Raw genomic sequence first — 18151 nt, 5'->3', positions numbered from 1 at the left:
AACTGGATAACTACCTCATGGGGCGTTTGACAGCGACATGAGACCAGATGATTTGCCAACGAAGGAGAGATTAAATAATCAACAACACAATGATAATGAGAATGGTTTCTATCAGCAATACTTAAAATGTGTGCGAATGTTGGTTTGAATAATAATCTGACTCAATGTTGATGTGGCTCAAGGTTATATCGCAGCGAAAATATAATTCGAATAGCGAATTACCAGGACTGGTTAATGTTTAATTAAGGTTTCAGTTGTTAATGAAGTGATAAATATTAACGGGATATATTGAGAGTTTGGTTGTGGAATAAAAAGGCCGGAGATATTCTCCGGCACTTTTATGTCAGGCAAGGCGTTCGTTGCCAGATGCGGCGTGAACGCTTTATCTGGCAGGTTTACGTTTGTCTATCAGGGCGTTTAACGTTTTTTGCCCATTGCCGCCGCCAGCGCATCCATCATCGCGCTGTTACCGGCAGGCTGCGCTTCACGCCCACGCGGTTTGGCTGCCGGGCGGTTGTTTTGCGGGCGTTCATTACCGCCGCCGCGACGGGCGTTGGTTTCGCCAGGCTGCTCGTCCAGACGCATAGTCAGGGCGATACGTTTACGCTGAAGATCGACTTCGAGCACTTTCACCTTCACAATGTCGCCCGCTTTCACCACGGTATGCGGATCTTCCACAAACTTGTTCGACAATGAAGAGATGTGAACCAGGCCGTCCTGATGCACGCCAATATCGACAAACGCGCCAAAGTTGGTGACGTTGGTCACCGCGCCTTCGAGGATCATACCCGGTTGCAGGTCGTTCATTGTCTCGACGCCATCGGCAAACTGAGCGGTTTTAAATTCCGGACGCGGATCGCGACCTGGTTTTTCCAGCTCTTTGATGATGTCAGTTACTGTCGGCACACCGAATTTCTCATCAGTAAAGTCAGACGCTTTCAGGTTACGCAGCTCGCTGCTGTTACCCATCAGATCTTTCAGTGCCTGCTGCGTCGCCGCCAGAATGCGTTCCACCACCGGATAGGCTTCCGGGTGAACGGTAGAGGCGTCCAGCGGGTTATCACCATGGTTAATGCGCAAGAAGCCCGCACACTGTTCGAAGGCTTTCGGCCCCAGACGGCTCACTTTTAACAGTTGCTGACGGTTCTGGAACTGCCCGTTCTCATCGCGCCAGGCAACGATGTTTTGCGCCATCATGCGCGTCAGGCCCGCCACGCGAGTTAACAGCGGAACAGAAGCAGTGTTGAGATCGACGCCAACGGCGTTTACGCAGTCTTCTACTACTGCATCCAGTTTGCGGGCCAGCTGCGTCTGGCTGACGTCATGCTGATACTGACCTACGCCGATAGATTTCGGATCGATTTTCACCAGCTCCGCTAGCGGATCCTGCAAACGACGGGCGATAGACACCGCGCCACGCAGCGAAACGTCGAGATCCGGGAACTCCTGCGCTGCCAGCTCGGAAGCCGAGTAAACCGACGCGCCAGCTTCGCTGACGATCACTTTCTGCGCGGTCACTTTCGGGAACTGCTTCTGCACGTCGAGATAGAAACGCTCAGTTTCGCGGGAAGCTGTACCGTTGCCGATCGCCACCAGTTCAACATTATGCTTTTCACACAGGGCAGCAACGGTCATCGCTGCTTTTGCGGCTTGTCCGGTGTGCGGGTAAATGGTATCGGTCGCCACCAGTTTGCCAGTTGCATCGACCACCGCTACTTTTACCCCGGTACGCAGACCCGGATCGAGGCCCATCGTTGCACGCAGTCCGGCTGGGGCCGCCATCAGCAGATCGTGCAGGTTACGGGCAAAGACGTTGATTGCTTCATCTTCCGCGCGTTCGCGCACGGTGCCCATCAGTTCGGTTTCCAGATGCATCAGCACCTTGATGCGCCACGTCCAGCTCACCACGCCTTTGCGCCAGCTATCCGCCGGGGCATTGTTCAGGCGCAGGCCGAGATGATCCATAATGATTTGCTCGCAATAGCTCTCTTTTGGCGGCTCATCGAACTGCGGATCGGCATTCAGCGAAAGCTGAAGTACGCCTTCGTTACGACCACGGAACATCGCCAGCGCGCGGTGAGAAGGCACCGTTGACAGCGGTTCGTGATGATCGAAATAGTCGCGGAATTTCGCCCCTTCCTCTTCTTTACCACTCACCACCGTAGAAACTAAATGCGCGTTCTTCCACAGATAATCACGTACTTTTGCCAGCAGCGCGGCATCTTCGGCAAACCGTTCCATCAGGATATAGCGCGCGCCGTCCAGCGCGGCTTTGGTATCTGCCACGCCTTTATCGGCATCAATATATTGTGCAGCGGCGACTTCTGGCGTGTGTGACGGATCGCTCCACAGCAGATCGGCCAACGGCTCAAGCCCTGCTTCAATGGCGATTTGCCCGCGGGTGCGGCGTTTAGGTTTGTAGGGCAGGTAGAGGTCTTCGAGTTCGGTTTTGCTTAAGGTGGCGTTGATGGCATTCGCCAGCTCGTCAGTGAGTTTGCCTTGCTCGGAAATGGATTTGAGGATCGCCTGACGTCTCTCTTCCAGCTCGCGCAGATAGCTCAGACGCGTTTCCAGATTACGCAGCTGCGTGTCATCCAGACCGCCGGTGATTTCCTTACGATAACGTGCGATAAACGGCACGGTATTCCCTTCGTCAAGCAGGCGAACGGCAGCGTCAACCTGTTCCGGGCGCGCCTGAATTTCACCCGCAATAATGCGGCAGAACGAATCATTCATCATGGTTTGAGTTCATCTTTTCGGATCAAAAATCAGGGGATAGTTATACGGACTGGCTGGCAAAAATGCCAGCCATCGGCAGGAGGTTAAGACTCTTCCTTACGGTTTCACGTACTCGATAGCATTAACATACCAGCTCGCTTCCCCGGCAGGGGTATTCACCACCGCCAAATCGCCCACCTCTTTTTTCAACAATGCGCGAGCCATCGGGGAATCGATAGAGATGTAATCTTTACGACCAAAAATTTCATCGTAGCCGACAATACGGAAACGGTGAGTCACGCCATCGTCGTTTTCAATCTCCACCCACGCACCAAAAAAGACTTTGCCTTCCTGCTGCGGGGAGTAATCGACGATTTTGAGATTTTCCATGCATTTAGTGAGATAGCGCACGCGACGGTCGATTTCACGCAGGCGCTTTTTATTATACTGATAGTCAGCATTTTCGCTGCGGTCGCCCAGACTTGCGGCCCAGGTCACCTTTTTTGTGACCTCCGGGCGTTCTTCACGCCAGAGATAATTAAGCTCTTGTTTGAGTTTTTCATACCCTTCCCGGGTAACCAGGGGCGTTTTCATCTCGTTGATTCCCTTTGTCTGTTTGATAATGCGCACATTGGGTATAACGTGATCATATCAACAGAATCAATAATGTTTCGCCGAATAAATTGTATACTTAAGCTGCTGTTTAATATGCTTTGTAACAATTTAGGCTGAAATTCATACCAGATTTAGCTGGTGACGAACGTGAGCTTTTTTAAGAATACACGCTTACAAATTGTTGCGAACCTTTGGGAGTACAAACAATGCAAGAGAACTACAAGATTCTGGTGGTCGATGACGATATGCGCCTGCGCGCGCTGCTGGAACGTTATCTCACCGAACAAGGCTTCCAGGTTCGAAGCGTCGCTAATGCAGAACAGATGGATCGCCTGCTGACTCGTGAATCTTTCCATCTTATGGTACTGGATTTGATGTTACCTGGTGAAGATGGCTTGTCGATTTGCCGACGTCTTCGTAGCCAGAGCAACCCGATGCCGATCATTATGGTGACGGCGAAAGGGGAAGAAGTGGACCGTATCGTTGGCCTGGAGATTGGCGCTGACGACTACATTCCAAAACCGTTTAACCCGCGTGAATTGCTGGCCCGCATTCGTGCGGTGCTGCGTCGTCAGGCCAACGAACTGCCGGGCGCGCCGTCACAGGAAGAGGCGGTAATTGCTTTCGGTAAGTTCAAACTTAACCTCGGTACGCGTGAAATGTTCCGCGAAGATGAGCCGATGCCGCTCACCAGCGGTGAGTTTGCGGTACTGAAGGCATTGGTCAGCCATCCGCGTGAGCCGCTCTCCCGCGATAAGCTGATGAACCTTGCCCGTGGCCGTGAATACTCCGCAATGGAACGCTCCATCGACGTGCAGATTTCGCGTCTACGCCGCATGGTGGAAGAAGATCCGGCGCATCCGCGTTACATTCAGACCGTCTGGGGTCTGGGCTACGTCTTTGTACCGGACGGTTCTAAAGCATGAGGCGATTGCGCTTCTCGCCACGAAGTTCATTTGCCCGTACGTTATTGCTCATCGTCACCTTGCTGTTCGTCAGCCTGGTGACGACTTATCTGGTGGTGCTGAACTTCGCGATTTTGCCGAGCCTCCAGCAGTTTAATAAAGTCCTCGCGTACGAAGTGCGTATGTTGATGACCGACAAACTGCAACTGGAGGACGGTACGCAGTTGGTTGTGCCTCCCGCTTTCCGTCGGGAGATCTACCGTGAGCTGGGGATCTCTCTCTACTCCAACGAAGCTGCTGAAGAGGCAGGTCTGCGTTGGGCACAACACTATGAATTCTTAAGCCATCAGATGGCGCAGCAACTGGGCGGCCCGACGGAAGTACGCGTTGAGGTCAACAAAAGTTCGCCTGTCGTCTGGCTGAAAACCTGGCTGTCGCCCAATATCTGGGTGCGCGTGCCGCTGACCGAAATTCATCAGGGCGATTTTTCTCCGCTGTTCCGCTATACGCTGGCGATTATGCTATTGGCGATAGGCGGGGCGTGGTTGTTTATTCGTATCCAGAACCGACCGTTGGTTGATCTCGAACATGCTGCTTTGCAGGTCGGTAAAGGGATTATACCGCCACCGCTGCGTGAATATGGCGCTTCGGAGGTGCGTTCCGTTACCCGCGCCTTTAACCATATGGCGGCTGGTGTTAAGCAACTGGCGGATGATCGCACGCTGCTGATGGCGGGGGTAAGTCATGATCTGCGCACGCCGCTGACGCGCATTCGTCTGGCTACCGAGATGATGAGCGAACAGGATGGCTACCTGGCAGAATCGATCAATAAAGATATCGAAGAGTGCAACGCCATCATTGAGCAGTTTATCGACTACCTGCGCACCGGGCAGGAGATGCCGATGGAAATGGCGGATCTCAACGCAGTGCTCGGTGAGGTGATTGCCGCCGAAAGTGGCTATGAGCGGGAAATTGAAACCGCGCTTTACCCCGGCAGCATTGAGGTGAAAATGCACCCGCTGTCGATCAAACGTGCGGTGGCGAATATGGTGGTCAACGCCGCCCGTTACGGCAATGGCTGGATCAAAGTCAGCAGCGGAACGGAGCCGAATCGCGCCTGGTTCCAGGTGGAAGATGACGGTCCGGGAATTGCGCCGGAACAACGTAAGCACCTGTTCCAGCCGTTTGTTCGCGGCGACAGTGCGCGCACCATTAGCGGCACGGGATTAGGGCTGGCGATTGTGCAGCGTATCGTGGATAACCATAACGGGATGCTGGAGCTTGGCACCAGCGAACGGGGCGGGCTTTCCATTCGCGCCTGGCTGCCTGTGCCGGTAACGCGGGCGCAGGGTGCGACAAAAGAAGGGTAAATAAAACGGGAGGCGAAGGTGCCTCCTGTTTTTAGATTGTTTTCAATTGATTGATAATGAAAGGATTCGCTTGCAAAAGCAGGAGCAATTTTCGGGGTGCTCCGGTAGGTTGACGGCGTTTGGTTTCCCAGCTTTTGACCAGGTCATAACTTACCCCTACGGCGACAGCAAAATCTTGCTGACGTAAACCCGTTGCTTCACGGATCGCTTTTACATCGATTTCGCTAAAAGTATGGACGTGCTCTGGTTCAGGCGCTTCTTCACCCTTTTCGATGCGTACCATTTCTTCTGCGCTGGCAAGAAGATCAGCAAATAATTCGTCTTTCATCTGTTTTCAATGCCTCCGTTGGCATTTCGGCCATGGTGGAATTTGTGGAGCTTCAACATTAAAGCAGCTTCTCGGACAATAGTTTCAATGCCTTTCTTTGTTCTTCTGTTAAATCATCCTGTTCATTTTTAGGATAAATCAACGCCAGATAAATTCGGCCATTGCGTGTTACGTTGTAATAAATTATCCGAATGCCACCCCGTTTCCCCATTCCAGAACGGTTCCAGCGAATTTTTCTAAAACTGCCTGTGCCTGCGATAATGTCACCGGCAGTGGGATCTTGAATGAGTAGTTCCTGAAAAGCCCGGAACTCATCATCAGGTAACAATAACTGGCGGCGTTTGCTAAATCCTTGTAGTTCAATAAACGTGAACATAATGCATCCTGCGGTCTATTGATAATTATAAGTGTACCGTGTACATGTTGGTAGCTAATTAGATATAAAAAAACCCCTTATCCGTTTGGATAAGGGGTCAATGAGATTTCAGCTGATTACAGCTTCGGACCAGCCGCTACCAGCGCGGCACCCGCAGGGGTGTCGGTGTATTTATCGAAGTTGTCGATAAACAGTTTCGCCAGCGTTTCAGCTTTTTCCTGCCACTGTTCCGGAGAGGCGTAGGTGTTACGCGGATCGAGAATCTTCGTGTCTACGCCCGGCAGTTCTGTTGGGATCGCCAGGTTAAACATCGGCAGAGTGAAGGTTTCTGCGTTATCCAGCGAACCGTTGAGGATGGCGTCGATAATGGCGCGGGTATCTTTAATGGAGATACGTTTGCCAGTGCCGTTCCAGCCGGTGTTAACCAGATACGCCTGCGCGCCTGCCGCCTGCATACGTTTCACCAGCACTTCTGCGTACTGAGTCGGGTGCAGCGACAGGAATGCCGCGCCGAAGCAGGCGGAGAAAGTTGGCGTCGGTTCGGTGATGCCGCGCTCTGTACCAGCCAGTTTGGCGGTGAAGCCAGAGAGGAAGTGGTACTGGGTTTGATCGGCAGTCAGACGAGAAACCGGCGGCAGCACACCAAAGGCGTCTGCGGTCAGGAAGATAACTTTAGTTGCGTGGCCCGCTTTGGAAACCGGCTTAACGATGTTTTCGATGTGATAGATCGGATAAGAAACGCGGGTGTTCTCGGTTTTTGAACCATCATCAAAGTCGATAGTGCCATCTTCACGCACGGTGACGTTTTCCAGCAGCGCATCACGACGGATAGCGTTGTAGATTTCAGGTTCCGCTTCTTTCGACAGCTTGATAGTTTTTGCGTAGCAGCCGCCTTCGAAGTTAAATACGCCGTCATCGTCCCAGCCGTGCTCGTCATCGCCAATCAGGCGGCGTTTTGGGTCGGTGGAAAGGGTGGTTTTACCGGTGCCGGAAAGGCCGAAGAACACCGCAACATCGCCTTTCTCGCCAACGTTGGCGGAGCAGTGCATAGAAGCGATACCTTTCAGCGGCAGCAGGTAGTTCATCATCGAGAACATCCCTTTCTTCATTTCGCCGCCGTACCAGGTGCCGCCAATCAGCTGCATGCGCTCGGTCAGGTTAAACGCCACGAAGTTTTCGGAATTCAGACCCTGTTCTTTCCACTGCGGGTTAGTGCACTTCGCGCCGTTCATAACGATAAAGTCTGGTTTGAAACCTGCCAGCTCTTCATCGCTCGGGCGAATAAACATGTTTTTGACAAAATGCGCCTGCCAGGCCACTTCGGTGATGAAACGGACGGAAAGACGAGTATCCGGGTTCGCACCACAGAAAGCATCGACAACGAACAGACGTTTGCCGGAAAGCTGTTTGGTCACCAGGCTTTTAAGATGCTGCCAGGTTTCCGGAGAGAGAGGTTTGTTGTCGTTCTTACCTTTGCCTTTGTCTGCCCACCAGAAAGTATCGCGAGTGGTATCGTCACGGACGATATACTTATCTTTTGGTGAACGACCGGTGAAGATCCCGGTATCGACGGCAACGGCACCCAGATTAGTTAACACCCCGCGCTCATAACCTGTCAGGCTCGGATCGAGCTCTTCCTGATACAGCAGGTCGTAGCTTGGGTTGTAAACGATATCATGTACGTCACTGATACCATAAGCCTCGAGTTCTTGCGGGGTCAAACCATTGTTAACGCGCATTTCACTGCTCCTTAGCCAATATGTATTGCCTGAATAGTAAAGTCTTTTTGGGGGTGTTAACCGCGACAAGGCTCATAGATTTACGTATCTGGAGAAATTCATATTTGACAAAAAACTCCGTGATTCCTGTCACGAAACGGTTGCTATTATCGCAGAAATAGCATTTTAGGTGTGGAAAATGTTCTCAAAAGGTTAAATCTTGGTTTATGTGGCGGGAATATTGTGAGTGGAATCGCATTCCTGAATGAAATTGATGCAAATTCAATCGGTAAAGTATCGATTCACCACGCTAACTTTTTTGATTATTTTCTGAAAAAAGCAAAATACTACGGCCCGGATGCGATAATTAACCCACTTTTTGATTCTGGATAACTAACGTGGATAACGTTGAACTTTCACCCGCAACACGCTGGGGGATGATTGCTACCGGATTACTTCAGGGTCTGGTTTGCTACCTACTGATCGCCTGGCTTGCCGGAAAAAATCTCAGTTGGATTGTTTATGGCGTGCCTGCGACCGTCGCGTTTTCATCCGTTTTACTCTTCTCCGTGATCTCCTTTAAACAGAAGCGCCTTTGGGGATGGCTGGCGCTGGTGTTTATTGCCACGCTAGGGATGAGCGGTTGGCTAAAGTGGCAAATTGATGGCATGAACCCCTGGAGAGCAGAAAAGGCGCTTTGGGATTTTGGCTGCTATCTGCTGCTGATGGCAATGTTGTTGCTACCGTGGATACAACAAAGCCTTCGCATCCGCAATGACAGTAGCCGCTATGGCTATTTTTACCAGTCAGTATGGCATAACGTACTTATATTACTGGTGATTTTTCTCGCCAATGGCCTGACGTGGCTGGTGCTTTTACTGTGGGGTGAGTTGTTTAAACTTGTTGGCATCACGTTTTTCAAAACGCTCTTTTTTGCAACCGACTGGTTTATTTATCTCACGTTAGGTCTGGTTACCGCACTGGCGGTGATCCTCGCGCGTACACAGTCACGTTTAATCGACTCTATTCAAAAGTTGTTCACGTTAATCGCCACGGGGTTGCTGCCGTTAGTATCATTGCTAACCCTGATGTTTATCATCACCCTGCCGTTTACGGGCCTGAGCGCGATTTCTCGCCACATTTCCGCCGCCGGGTTGCTGTTGACGCTGGCCTTTTTGCAATTGATCTTAATGGCTATTGTCCGCGATCCGCAAAAATCGTCACTTCCCTGGACGGGGCCGTTGCGTTGCCTGATTAAAACCGCTCTGCTGGCTGCTCCGCTGTATGTGTTCGTCGCCGCCTGGGCGTTATGGCTGCGGGTCGCTCAGTACGGCTGGACTGTCGACCGCTTGCAGGGCGCGCTGGCGGTGCTGGTGTTACTGGTATGGTCGCTGGGGTATTTTGTCAGTATCGTCTGGCGTAAAGGGCAAAACCCCCTTGTTCTTCAGGGCAAAGTGAACCTTGCGGTTTCGTTATTGGTGTTGGTAATACTGGTGCTTCTTAATTCTCCGGTGCTGGACAGTATGCGCATTAGCGTGAACAGTCATATGGCGCGTTATCAGAGCGGCAAAAACACGCCAGACCAGGTAAGTCTCTATATGCTCGAACAGAGCGGTCGCTATGGACGTGCGGCGCTTGAGTCGCTGAAAAGCGATGCCGGGTTTATGAAAGACCCGAAACGCGCGCGGGATCTGTTGATGGCGTTAGATGGAGAGCAACATCTTCAGCAACAGATATCGGAAAAAGTATTAGCCGAAAATGTGTTAATTGCCCCTGGTTCTGTTAAACCGGATGCGACATTCTGGTCGGCCTTAATCCAGGATCGCTATAACGTGATGACCTGCATTGAAAAAGACGCCTGCGTCCTGGTCGAGCAAGATCTGAATAGTGATGGTCAGGCGGAGCGGATCCTGTTTGCTTTTAATGATGACAGAGTCATTGTCTATGGCTTTGACTCAGACAGAAAAGAATGGGACGCGCTTGATATGAGTTTACTTCCGAACGAAATAACGAAAGAAAAATTACTCACAGCTGCGAAGGATGGAAAACTGGGGACGAGGCCGAAAGCGTGGCGCGATCTGACGGTAGATGGTGAAACGCTGGAAATAAACTTAAGTAAGTGACAACGCTTTTAACGGATACGACGCTGTATCTGACCAAAATAATTTGCGATTTATTTCATAGGCCTGGTAAGCGCAGCGCATCAGGCCATTAAGTCGTAAAATCCGGCAGAGCCCTCACTGCCGGACATACTCATTAATGAACTTGCGGATCTGCCGGAGAGGCGTTATTGCGGATTTCAGCAATATCCATCGCATTGAACAGATAGTGGTTACCGCAGTAATCGCAATGCATGTCAATTTCGCCATCTTCCGCCAGGATACTATCGACTTCTTCATCCGGCAGCGTTTTTAGCGCGTCGGCGCAACGTTCACGCGAACAGGTGCATTTGAACTCCACATCCTGCGGATCGTAAACCGTCACCTCTTCTTCGTGATACAAACGCCACAACACTTCGTTTGCCGGTAAGGTCAACAATTCTTCGGTTTTGATGGTTTCGGTTAGCGTCGCCAGGTGGTCAAAGTCGTCCTGCTGGGCATTTTGCGCAGGCATTACCTGCAACAACATTCCGCCTGCAGCCGGTTTGCCGTCTACGTCGCCGGTGCGAATAAACAGGCGCGTCGGCAGCTGTTCAGAACGCATAAAGTAATCTTCCAGGCAGGCCGCCAGGGTATCACCTTCCAGACCAACCACGCCCTGATAGCGTTCACCTTCGCTCGGGGTGATGGTGATCACCACGTAACCATTGCCGACCAGCGTTTTCAGGTCGGCATTTTCTGGAATTTCTCCCTGCACGCGCGCTACACCGCGCATCTGCTGGTTGTTGTTACCGTTAATAACCGCCAGATTCATCGGACCGTCGCCTTGCAGCTGTACGGTGATATCACCATCAAACTTCAGCGTAGCGGTTAACAGGCTGGTCGCAACCAGCAGTTCTGCCAGCACGTTTTTAACGGGCTGCGGATAATCGTGATTCTCAAGGATCTGTTGCAGGGTTTCCGAAACGGTTACCAGTTCGCCGCGCACGGCAAAGTTTTCAAACAGATAGCGATGTAATTGGTCATGTTGCGGCATAATCATCTCTCTTGCAGGTGACAGTTATTCACTGTCGCCGTGTTTAAATCGTAACAGGTCGCGGCGCTCTTTTTTGTCCGGGCGTCGGTCCGGGTGCGGCATGGTTAAGGCATTAAGTTTACGTGCCAGCGCCATTTTTTCGCGTTTCTCTACACTTTCCGCAGTCTCTTCATACAGCAAGGCTGCCTCGCTGGCGGGGCGACGCTGTTCAGTAATCGCCTTTACAATCACCGTGCGTTCGTCATTTCCCTGGCGCAGAGTGAGCGTGGCATTCAGCTCGACGATTTTGCTCGGCTTGCTGCGCTGCCCGTTGTAATGCACCTTACCGCCTTCAATCATTTCACGGGCCAGCGCGCGGGTTTTATAAAAACGGGCAGCCCATAGCCATTTATCCAGTCGAACCTCAACAGCAGGTTTTTCTTTCATGGCGTCTCCTTCACATTAGCGAGGGGATCAGGCGGCGGTAGTCATTCAGTGACGGATGGCGTTGATACTGTTTCTCGGCAATCCCGGAGTCAGGATTAGTCACGCCGAGGCAGTAACGAATACCAAATTGCGCGGCAGCATCGAGAATCGCTTCGCTGTCATCAATAAACAGCGTTCTTTCAGCTTTCAGACCCGTAGCTTCGGCCACCGCATGCCATAACCGCTGATCCTCTTTCGGATAACCAAATGTGTGGGTGGAAAGTAATAAATCAAGGTGTGCGTCCAGACCGGTATGCTCAAGTTTTACCGCCAGGTTGTGCGGATGCGCATTGGTGAGCAAAATTCGCTGCTTACCGCTGGCTTTCAGTGCCTCAAGAAACGGAATGGTATCTTCACGCAGTACGGCACGCGGTCCCATCTCGGTGGTCATCGCACAGATATCCAGACCCAGTTGCTCACTCCAGTAATCAAGACAGTACCAGTTTAGCGTATGCTGTACGTCGTGATATTGCTGGCGCATATATTCCATCGCTTCCTGTGGCGTAACCCCGTTTTTCGCGCCCCATGTTTCAGGCACCAGCTTTTGCCAGAAATAATTATCGAAGGCGAGGTCGAGCAACGTGCCGTCCATATCCAGCAGAACGGTATCTACGTCCTGCCAGGCAATGTTGATATGCATGAGGGAAATCTCCAGAGTGAAGCAATTTGCGCGACAGGGTAGCATAACCTGCCGCGCAAACGTGTTATTCGATAAGGCTTTCTGAAGGGGTGATCAGTTGCGGGTTCAGGCAGCTTTCATAATAGGCCTGAATCTTCATCATGCGAGTACGATGACGCTGGTAACGACGCCAGGCCTGTACGCCATTATAAATGGCGCTACCCAGCATCGTCAGTAGCAGCAGCGTGGTGCTGAGATAGCGCCACAGGCCGGAACGATCCGGGATCGGATGAAGGCCTATATGCTGCGTACCATTGGCGTCAGTGAAGATTTTTGTGACGATACCTTCGGCGTTAAACGGCGTATGCATCAGCATTTGTGCCAGTTTCTGGAAAGCGTTCCACTGTTCTTGCGGCGGGTAGTCGTAAAGTGATGCCGAAGGCCAGGGCTGATCAACAAAATCGCTGCCTTCGTCGCTGACAATCAGGAATCCGCCGGGGGCCGGACTGTTTAGTGATTGTGCCGCTCGCGCCGTTTCATGCGTGATAAACGGCGCGGTGGAGGTTGCCACCAGGTTATCCAGCGATTCCGCACTCACCGGGCGTAATAACACATTCACGCCATCGAGCTTCCCGGCGTTGGCGCGTTTTACCAGCGCGTCCCAGTCTTTACTGTTGCCGAGATTGACCAGCGCATTTTTCAGTCGCACACAGTCATCTTTGGCAGAACACAGATCCGCTGTCTTCAGTACTATGTCGCCAAAATCATCAAGCAATACCATGCCGGATTTTTGAATTGCTGAACGTAATGAGGCGCTGACGCGAGATTCATCTTCCGGTTTAGGGTGCAGCTGGCGATTAACTGCTTCGGTCAATGCCGTCGCTTTGTTGACCAATTCAGATTCTGGTAATGGCAATGAGCGGGCGTCATTCCAGATGATCTGCGAGCAGTCAAACGGTAAAAAAGGTGAGTTGGTTTTCGCGCTCCAGGTACCGGAAGTGCGAATATTACACATTCCCGTACCGCTAATACGCAATGTATCGCCAACCCGCACGCCAGCGTCAGCCAGTTGTTTCACGCTGGTGGCTTCAATGGTCTGCGCGCCTTTCATCCACGAGAGGGTGAATTTCAGCGGCATATCCAGCGGGATCCAGAATAACAGCATAAACAGCACCAGTAGCGAGCCCGCAGCGATAATCGTACTGCGCAGCCAGTGCTGTAACGGAAAGTTTTTTACTTCATCATGGAGAGAAAGATATCGCCCCTGACGCACTACGTGGCGGTCGAGATAGATATCGATATCGGTTTGTTGACCGAGATCCTGAGCAATGTATGGCTGCCAGTGTGCGGGGTAGACCAGGTCGATAATACCGAGTGAAATATTGTTGATCTGTTCCTGATCGTTTTCGCCAAACAATCCCCAACGACGGGGTGTACCGCGCAGACAATGAATTTCCCGCAGGGAGGATTTTGCCGGGGGCGCGAATAGCCCCCACAGACCTGCGCCCAGCAGCAGTAACGCGCCGCCTGCCAGCCACGGAACAAATACATCCGGGGTAATCAGGCAGAAAAAGAACATCAGGAATGAGGCGACAATCAGCAACGCTTCACGCAGCCCGCGCGGACGACTTAGCGCATACTCTTCGTGCGTTTCTTTGCGAATATTGAGTAGCTCGATTTGCTCACTCTCTTCCCCGCGAATCGACGCCTGTGTTGACGGAACAGGTTGCAAGGCATAGCCGCGAGTTTCCTGCATGTACTCCTGCAGCGTATGACCGTTGAGTGAAATAACCAGCGGCAGCGAATCGGTATGAATCAGTTCAACGGTATTCTCATCGTTGATGTACTGTTCCCAGAAGGGGGGCAGGTGGACTTCTACCGAATCGAGGTAGTAACGCCATTTATTCGGATCGTCGGTAGAGATGCCGTAACGCGTGATAGCGTGTGTCAGCATCATGACGTTGTTGCTTTCGGCATTCAGCGCCAGAGAGATCGGTGCCGCGCTGGCTCCCGTTGGGCCAGGCACCTGTAATACCTGCGTCAGGCTCTCAAGATAATTTTCAACGGCGCTATGTTCTTCAGGTGTGAGTTTACGCGTTTGCGCATCCGCGAAGGCGTTGGTCCAGGGCAGCTGACGCCGTCTGGATCGCACTTTTATCAGCCATCCCGCAAGTAGTGAGCAGGCCAGCAAAGCAGCTAAAAAAATCACAATGGTGCTCATGCTTTCCCCATCTTACTTAGTCTGTCAGGCGTGGTCAGTCGCACCGGACACAATACATGATTCTGCGGTTGGCTATCGGCAAGCGTGGAGTTTAACTTAAGCATCATTAAGCACATCACAGTAACCGCTGATCATAGCAAACCCTCTGAAGGCGGAATATCAGCAAATTCCTGGAGTTATTTCAACCTATTGACTTTTAATTTGATTTGAGGACGATTATTTATTAAGTTACATAAATGTAAATAACATGCAATTCACATTGCCGAAAGCGTGTCCGATATCGCACAATAACCGCTGATTTCACAGCATAGATCCCACGATGAGCAAATCATTACAAAAACCCACCATTCTGAATGTTGAAACTGTAGCCCGTTCCCGACTGTTTACCGTCGAAAGCGTGGATCTGGAGTTCAGCAATGGCGTGCGGCGTGTTTATGAACGAATGCGTCCAACCAACCGGGAAGCAGTGATGATTGTGCCGATTGTGGACGATCACCTGATCCTGATCCGCGAATACGCAGTGGGAACTGAATCCTACGAATTAGGTTTTTCGAAAGGATTAATTGATCCGGGTGAAAGCGTCTTCGAAGCCGCGAACCGCGAGCTAAAAGAAGAGGTGGGATTTGGTGCGAACGATCTGACTTTTTTGAAGAAGCTCAGCATGGCACCGTCTTACTTTTCCAGCAAAATGAATATCGTGGTAGCGCAAGATCTCTACCCGGAATCGCTGGAAGGCGATGAGCCAGAGCCGCTACCACAGGTGCGCTGGCCGCTGGCGCATATGATGGATTTGCTGGAAGACCCTGACTTCAACGAAGCGCGTAATGTCAGCGCGCTGTTCCTCGTGCGCGAATGGTTGAAGGGGCAGGGGCGGTTGTAAATGCGTGAAGTTTGCCTGATGCATAATGCTTATCAGGCCTGTGCGGCTCCTGCAATATATTGATTTTTCTAGATGTTGCTAGACGGGTAAAGTGTTCACGCCGTATCCGGTATAAACAAAGTGCACTTTGTCAGCAAACTTAAAAAGGCGCTGAAGCGCCTTTTTAATCAGAACAATTCCTGTGCCTCGCCATTATCGATAATGGTCGTTCCCACCTCGTGCACCGCCTGTTGTGTCGGCTGCGTACCTTCGATGAAATACTCTTCGCGGCTGTTGCCACCATTAGCTAACTGCCCGGTGCTGCGATCGATATTCACCGTCACAATACCCGGCGGCGGCGTCAGCGGCTGCTCCGGCACACCTTCAAGAACGGCTTTCATATAAGCGTCCCATGCAGGCTGGGCACTCTTGGCACCGCCTTCGTAACCTGAGATCTGATCTTTAATCGCTCCGGAAGCCGTTGTATGACCGAGATTACGACGGTGATCATCAAAGCCAATCCAGACCGAGGTCACAACGCCCGGACCGTAACCCGAAAACCACGCATCTTTCGAACTGTTAGTGGTACCGGTTTTCCCGCCGATATCGCGACGCTGCAAATCACGACCTGCACGCCAGCCGGTACCCTGCCAGCCTGGCTCACCAAAGATATTGGTGTTCAAAGCACTCTTAATCAGGAATGCCAGCGGAGTGTTGATGACGTGCGGTGCGTACTCCTGCGCGCCAGTCTTCGCCACTAACGCCTGATTTGCCTGCTCCAGCTGCGGCATTGGCACAGAAACATTCTGCTGCTCGCGGGAGATAGCGACATCTTCAACATCGTTATTTTCCAGCACGTTCGATTTCTGCGTATCACCGTAAATTACCGGAATATCGCATTCCGGGCAGGCTACTTTCGGTTTCGCTTCGAAAATCACGCCGCCCTGATCGTTTTCAATTTTGCTGATAAACCACGGGTCCACCAGGAAGCCGCCGTTCGCCATGACCGCGTAGCCGCGCGCCACCTGCATTGGGGTGAATGACGCTGAACCCAGCGCCAGCGATTCGGTGTGGACAATGTTTTGCGCCGGGAAGCCGAAGCGTTGCAGATATTCGGCAGCGTAGTCGACGCCCATCGCCCGCATTGCGCGTACCATCACCACGTTTTTCGACTGGCCCAGTCCCTGACGTAAGCGAATTGGACCGGCATACTGCGGTGGTGAGTTCTTCGGCTGCCAGTCAGAACCGGCACCTGCATCCCAGCGGGAAATTGGCACATCGTTCAACATACTTGCCAGCGTCAGACCTTTATCCATCGCCGCGGTGTAGAGGAACGGTTTGATGTTGGAACCTACCTGACGCAGTGCCTGGGTGGCGCGGTTAAACTTGCTCTGATTGAAATCAAAGCCACCGACCAGCGCCATAACGGCACCGTTTTGCGGATTGATCGACACCAGTGCCGAGTTCACTTCCGGCACTTGTGCCAGCCACCATGCATCGCCAACCTGACGAACCCAGATTTGCTGACCCGTTTGCAGAACATCGGTCACTTTACGCGGCGTCGGTCCCTGCTGAGTATCCGAACGGTAAGGACGCGCCCAGCGAACGCCTTCCATACTCAATGCGACGGTCGACCCGTCCGCCAGCATCGCCGTCGCTTCCTGAGGATTGGCGCTGGTGACTGCGGCAGGCAGCAGCGGACCATAGGTCGGCAGCGCCTTCAGCGTATCGGTAATCTTGTTGTTATCCCACGCCGATTCGCCCACTTTCCACAGCACATTTGCCGGGCCGCGATAGCCGTGGCGCATGTCGTAGTCCAGCACGTTATTACGTACTGCCTGCTGTGCGGCCTGCTGTACTTTGCGGGTGATGGTGGTGTAAATGCGATAACCGTCTTCATAGGCACTTTCGCCATAACGGTTATACATCTCCTGGCGCACCATTTCGCTCAGGTACGGTGCAGAGAAAGCAATCTCCGGCGCGTGATAGTTAGCGTTAATCGCCTCAGTGCGTGTCTGATCGAACTGTTGTTGGGTGATATACCCTTCATCCAGCATCCGCGATAGCACGACGTTACGCCGCGCGACGGCACGATCCATTGAGTAGAGCGGATTAAAGGTGGAAGGCGCTTTCGGCAGCCCGGCTATCACCGCCATTTCGTTCAGCGTCAGTTGGTCGACCGTTTTACCGAAATAGACTTGTGCCGCAGCACCGACACCATAGGCGCGGTAACCGAGGTAAATCTTGTTCAGATAAAGCTCGAGGATCTCGTCTTTCGTCAGCAACTGTTCAATGCGAATCGCGAGGAAGACTTCCTTAATCTTACGCATCAGCGTGCGTTCTGGACTGAGGAAGAAGTTTCTCGCCAGCTGCTGGGTAATGGTACTCGCCCCTTGTGACGCGTGGCCGGAGAACAGCGCCACGCTTGCCGCACGGAAGATCCCCACCGGGTCAACGCCGTGATGCTCGTAGAAGCGGCTGTCTTCCGTCGCGATAAAGGCTTTCACCATCTCCGGCGGGATTTGATCCAACGTAACCGGAATACGACGTTTCTCACCGTATTGAGCGATCAGCTCGCCATCGGCGCTGTAAATCTGCATCGGAATTTGCAGGCGAACATCTTTTAATGTCGCCACATCCGGCAGTTGTGGCTCGATGTAGCGGTATAGGCCATAAATCGAGCCTGCTCCCAGCAGAATGCAACAGACTGCAAGGATCAAAAAATACTTTACGAACTTCACTGGAAATTTCCCATTTAGTTTCATTTGGGCAGTTTATAAACAAACGCGCGGTAGTATAAAGGCAAGCCAGACGCATTGATA

The 18151-nt window shown here is 52.1% G+C and carries 15 protein-coding genes; 5 read left to right on the top strand and 10 right to left on the bottom strand.

The features are described from left to right. Window positions 1–417: 417 nt before the first annotated feature. Window positions 418–2739, bottom strand: a complete 2322-nt coding sequence (locus tag ACJHYD_RS16265; protein ID WP_001551763.1) for a Tex family protein — start codon at window positions 2737–2739, stop codon at window positions 418–420. A gap of 96 nt (window positions 2740–2835) precedes the next feature. Beyond that, window positions 2836–3312, bottom strand: coding sequence for a transcription elongation factor GreB (greB, locus tag ACJHYD_RS16260; protein ID WP_000856744.1), 477 nt, complete (start codon window positions 3310–3312; stop codon window positions 2836–2838). Window positions 3313–3539: 227 nt separating this feature from the next. On the opposite strand from greB, the gene ompR reads away from it, so the two are divergent. Together ompR and envZ are read left to right on the top strand one after the other, a co-directional pair. Then, the gene (gene ompR / locus ACJHYD_RS16255) at window positions 3540–4259 is read left to right on the top strand and encodes a two-component system response regulator OmpR (RefSeq protein ID WP_001157751.1); all 720 of its coding nucleotides are present in this window, start codon (window positions 3540–3542) and stop codon (window positions 4257–4259) included. Beyond that, window positions 4256–5608, top strand: coding sequence for a two-component system sensor histidine kinase EnvZ (gene envZ, locus ACJHYD_RS16250; RefSeq protein ID WP_001253707.1), 1353 nt, complete (start codon window positions 4256–4258; stop codon window positions 5606–5608). The genes ompR and envZ overlap by 4 nt, the downstream gene beginning before the upstream one ends. A 31-nt stretch (window positions 5609–5639) precedes the next feature. Here the strand turns inward: envZ and nadS are convergent, their stop codons facing one another. From nadS to pckA, 3 genes are all read right to left on the bottom strand, one after another. After that, entirely contained in the window at window positions 5640–5936 is a 297-nt protein-coding gene (gene nadS / locus ACJHYD_RS16245) for a NadS family protein (protein ID WP_000650973.1), read from the bottom strand. Window positions 5937–5994: 58 nt separating this feature from the next. Further along, window positions 5995–6312, bottom strand: coding sequence for a type II toxin-antitoxin system RelE/ParE family toxin (locus ACJHYD_RS16240; protein WP_000493756.1), 318 nt, complete (start codon window positions 6310–6312; stop codon window positions 5995–5997). Between the two features lie 116 nt (window positions 6313–6428). Beyond that, entirely contained in the window at window positions 6429–8051 is a 1623-nt protein-coding gene (gene pckA / locus ACJHYD_RS16235) for a phosphoenolpyruvate carboxykinase (ATP) (RefSeq protein WP_001551762.1), read from the bottom strand. 222 nt (window positions 8052–8273) lie between these two features. Between pckA and ACJHYD_RS16230 the strand changes: the two genes are divergently transcribed. Beyond that, window positions 8274–8423 carry a hypothetical protein gene (locus ACJHYD_RS16230; RefSeq protein ID WP_153302632.1) on the top strand — a complete coding sequence of 50 codons (150 nt, stop codon included), beginning with the start codon at window positions 8274–8276 and terminating at the stop codon, window positions 8421–8423. Between the two features lie 5 nt (window positions 8424–8428). Next, a complete protein-coding gene (locus tag ACJHYD_RS16225; protein ID WP_001551761.1) occupies window positions 8429–10153 on the top strand; it encodes a DUF4153 domain-containing protein in 1725 nt (574 codons plus the stop codon). A 133-nt stretch (window positions 10154–10286) separates the two neighbouring features. Here ACJHYD_RS16225 and hslO read toward each other — a convergent pair whose 3' ends face one another. The 4 genes from hslO to igaA form a co-directional block, all read right to left on the bottom strand. Then, complete coding sequence (hslO, locus tag ACJHYD_RS16220) at window positions 10287–11165, bottom strand: Hsp33 family molecular chaperone HslO (protein ID WP_001135574.1); 879 nt, start codon at window positions 11163–11165, stop codon at window positions 10287–10289. Window positions 11166–11189: 24 nt separating this feature from the next. Beyond that, window positions 11190–11591 carry a ribosome-associated heat shock protein Hsp15 gene (gene hslR / locus ACJHYD_RS16215; RefSeq protein ID WP_000660483.1) on the bottom strand — a complete coding sequence of 134 codons (402 nt, stop codon included), beginning with the start codon at window positions 11589–11591 and terminating at the stop codon, window positions 11190–11192. 10 nt (window positions 11592–11601) lie between these two features. After that, the gene (gene yrfG / locus ACJHYD_RS16210; protein ID WP_001295168.1) at window positions 11602–12270 is read right to left on the bottom strand and encodes a GMP/IMP nucleotidase; all 669 of its coding nucleotides are present in this window, start codon (window positions 12268–12270) and stop codon (window positions 11602–11604) included. A gap of 64 nt (window positions 12271–12334) precedes the next feature. Next, window positions 12335–14470: an intracellular growth attenuator protein IgaA gene (gene igaA / locus ACJHYD_RS16205; RefSeq protein WP_000104509.1), complete on the bottom strand. Its 2136-nt coding sequence runs from the start codon at window positions 14468–14470 to the stop codon at window positions 12335–12337. Window positions 14471–14789: 319 nt separating this feature from the next. Between igaA and nudE the strand changes: the two genes are divergently transcribed. After that, a complete protein-coding gene (nudE, locus tag ACJHYD_RS16200) occupies window positions 14790–15350 on the top strand; it encodes an ADP compounds hydrolase NudE (RefSeq protein ID WP_000045738.1) in 561 nt (186 codons plus the stop codon). A gap of 167 nt (window positions 15351–15517) precedes the next feature. On the opposite strand, the gene mrcA is transcribed toward nudE, so the two are convergent. Then, on the bottom strand, window positions 15518–18070 hold the full coding sequence (gene mrcA, locus ACJHYD_RS16195; protein WP_001301905.1) for a peptidoglycan glycosyltransferase/peptidoglycan DD-transpeptidase MrcA: 2553 nt from the start codon (window positions 18068–18070) through the stop codon (window positions 15518–15520). Between the last annotated feature and the right edge of the window lie 81 nt (window positions 18071–18151).

The sequence above is a fragment of the Escherichia sp. WS1368 genome (assembly GCF_046487485.1).
GTDB lineage: Bacteria > Pseudomonadota > Gammaproteobacteria > Enterobacterales > Enterobacteriaceae > Escherichia > Escherichia coli.
This window is presented reverse-complemented; position numbering and strand designations above follow the sequence as displayed.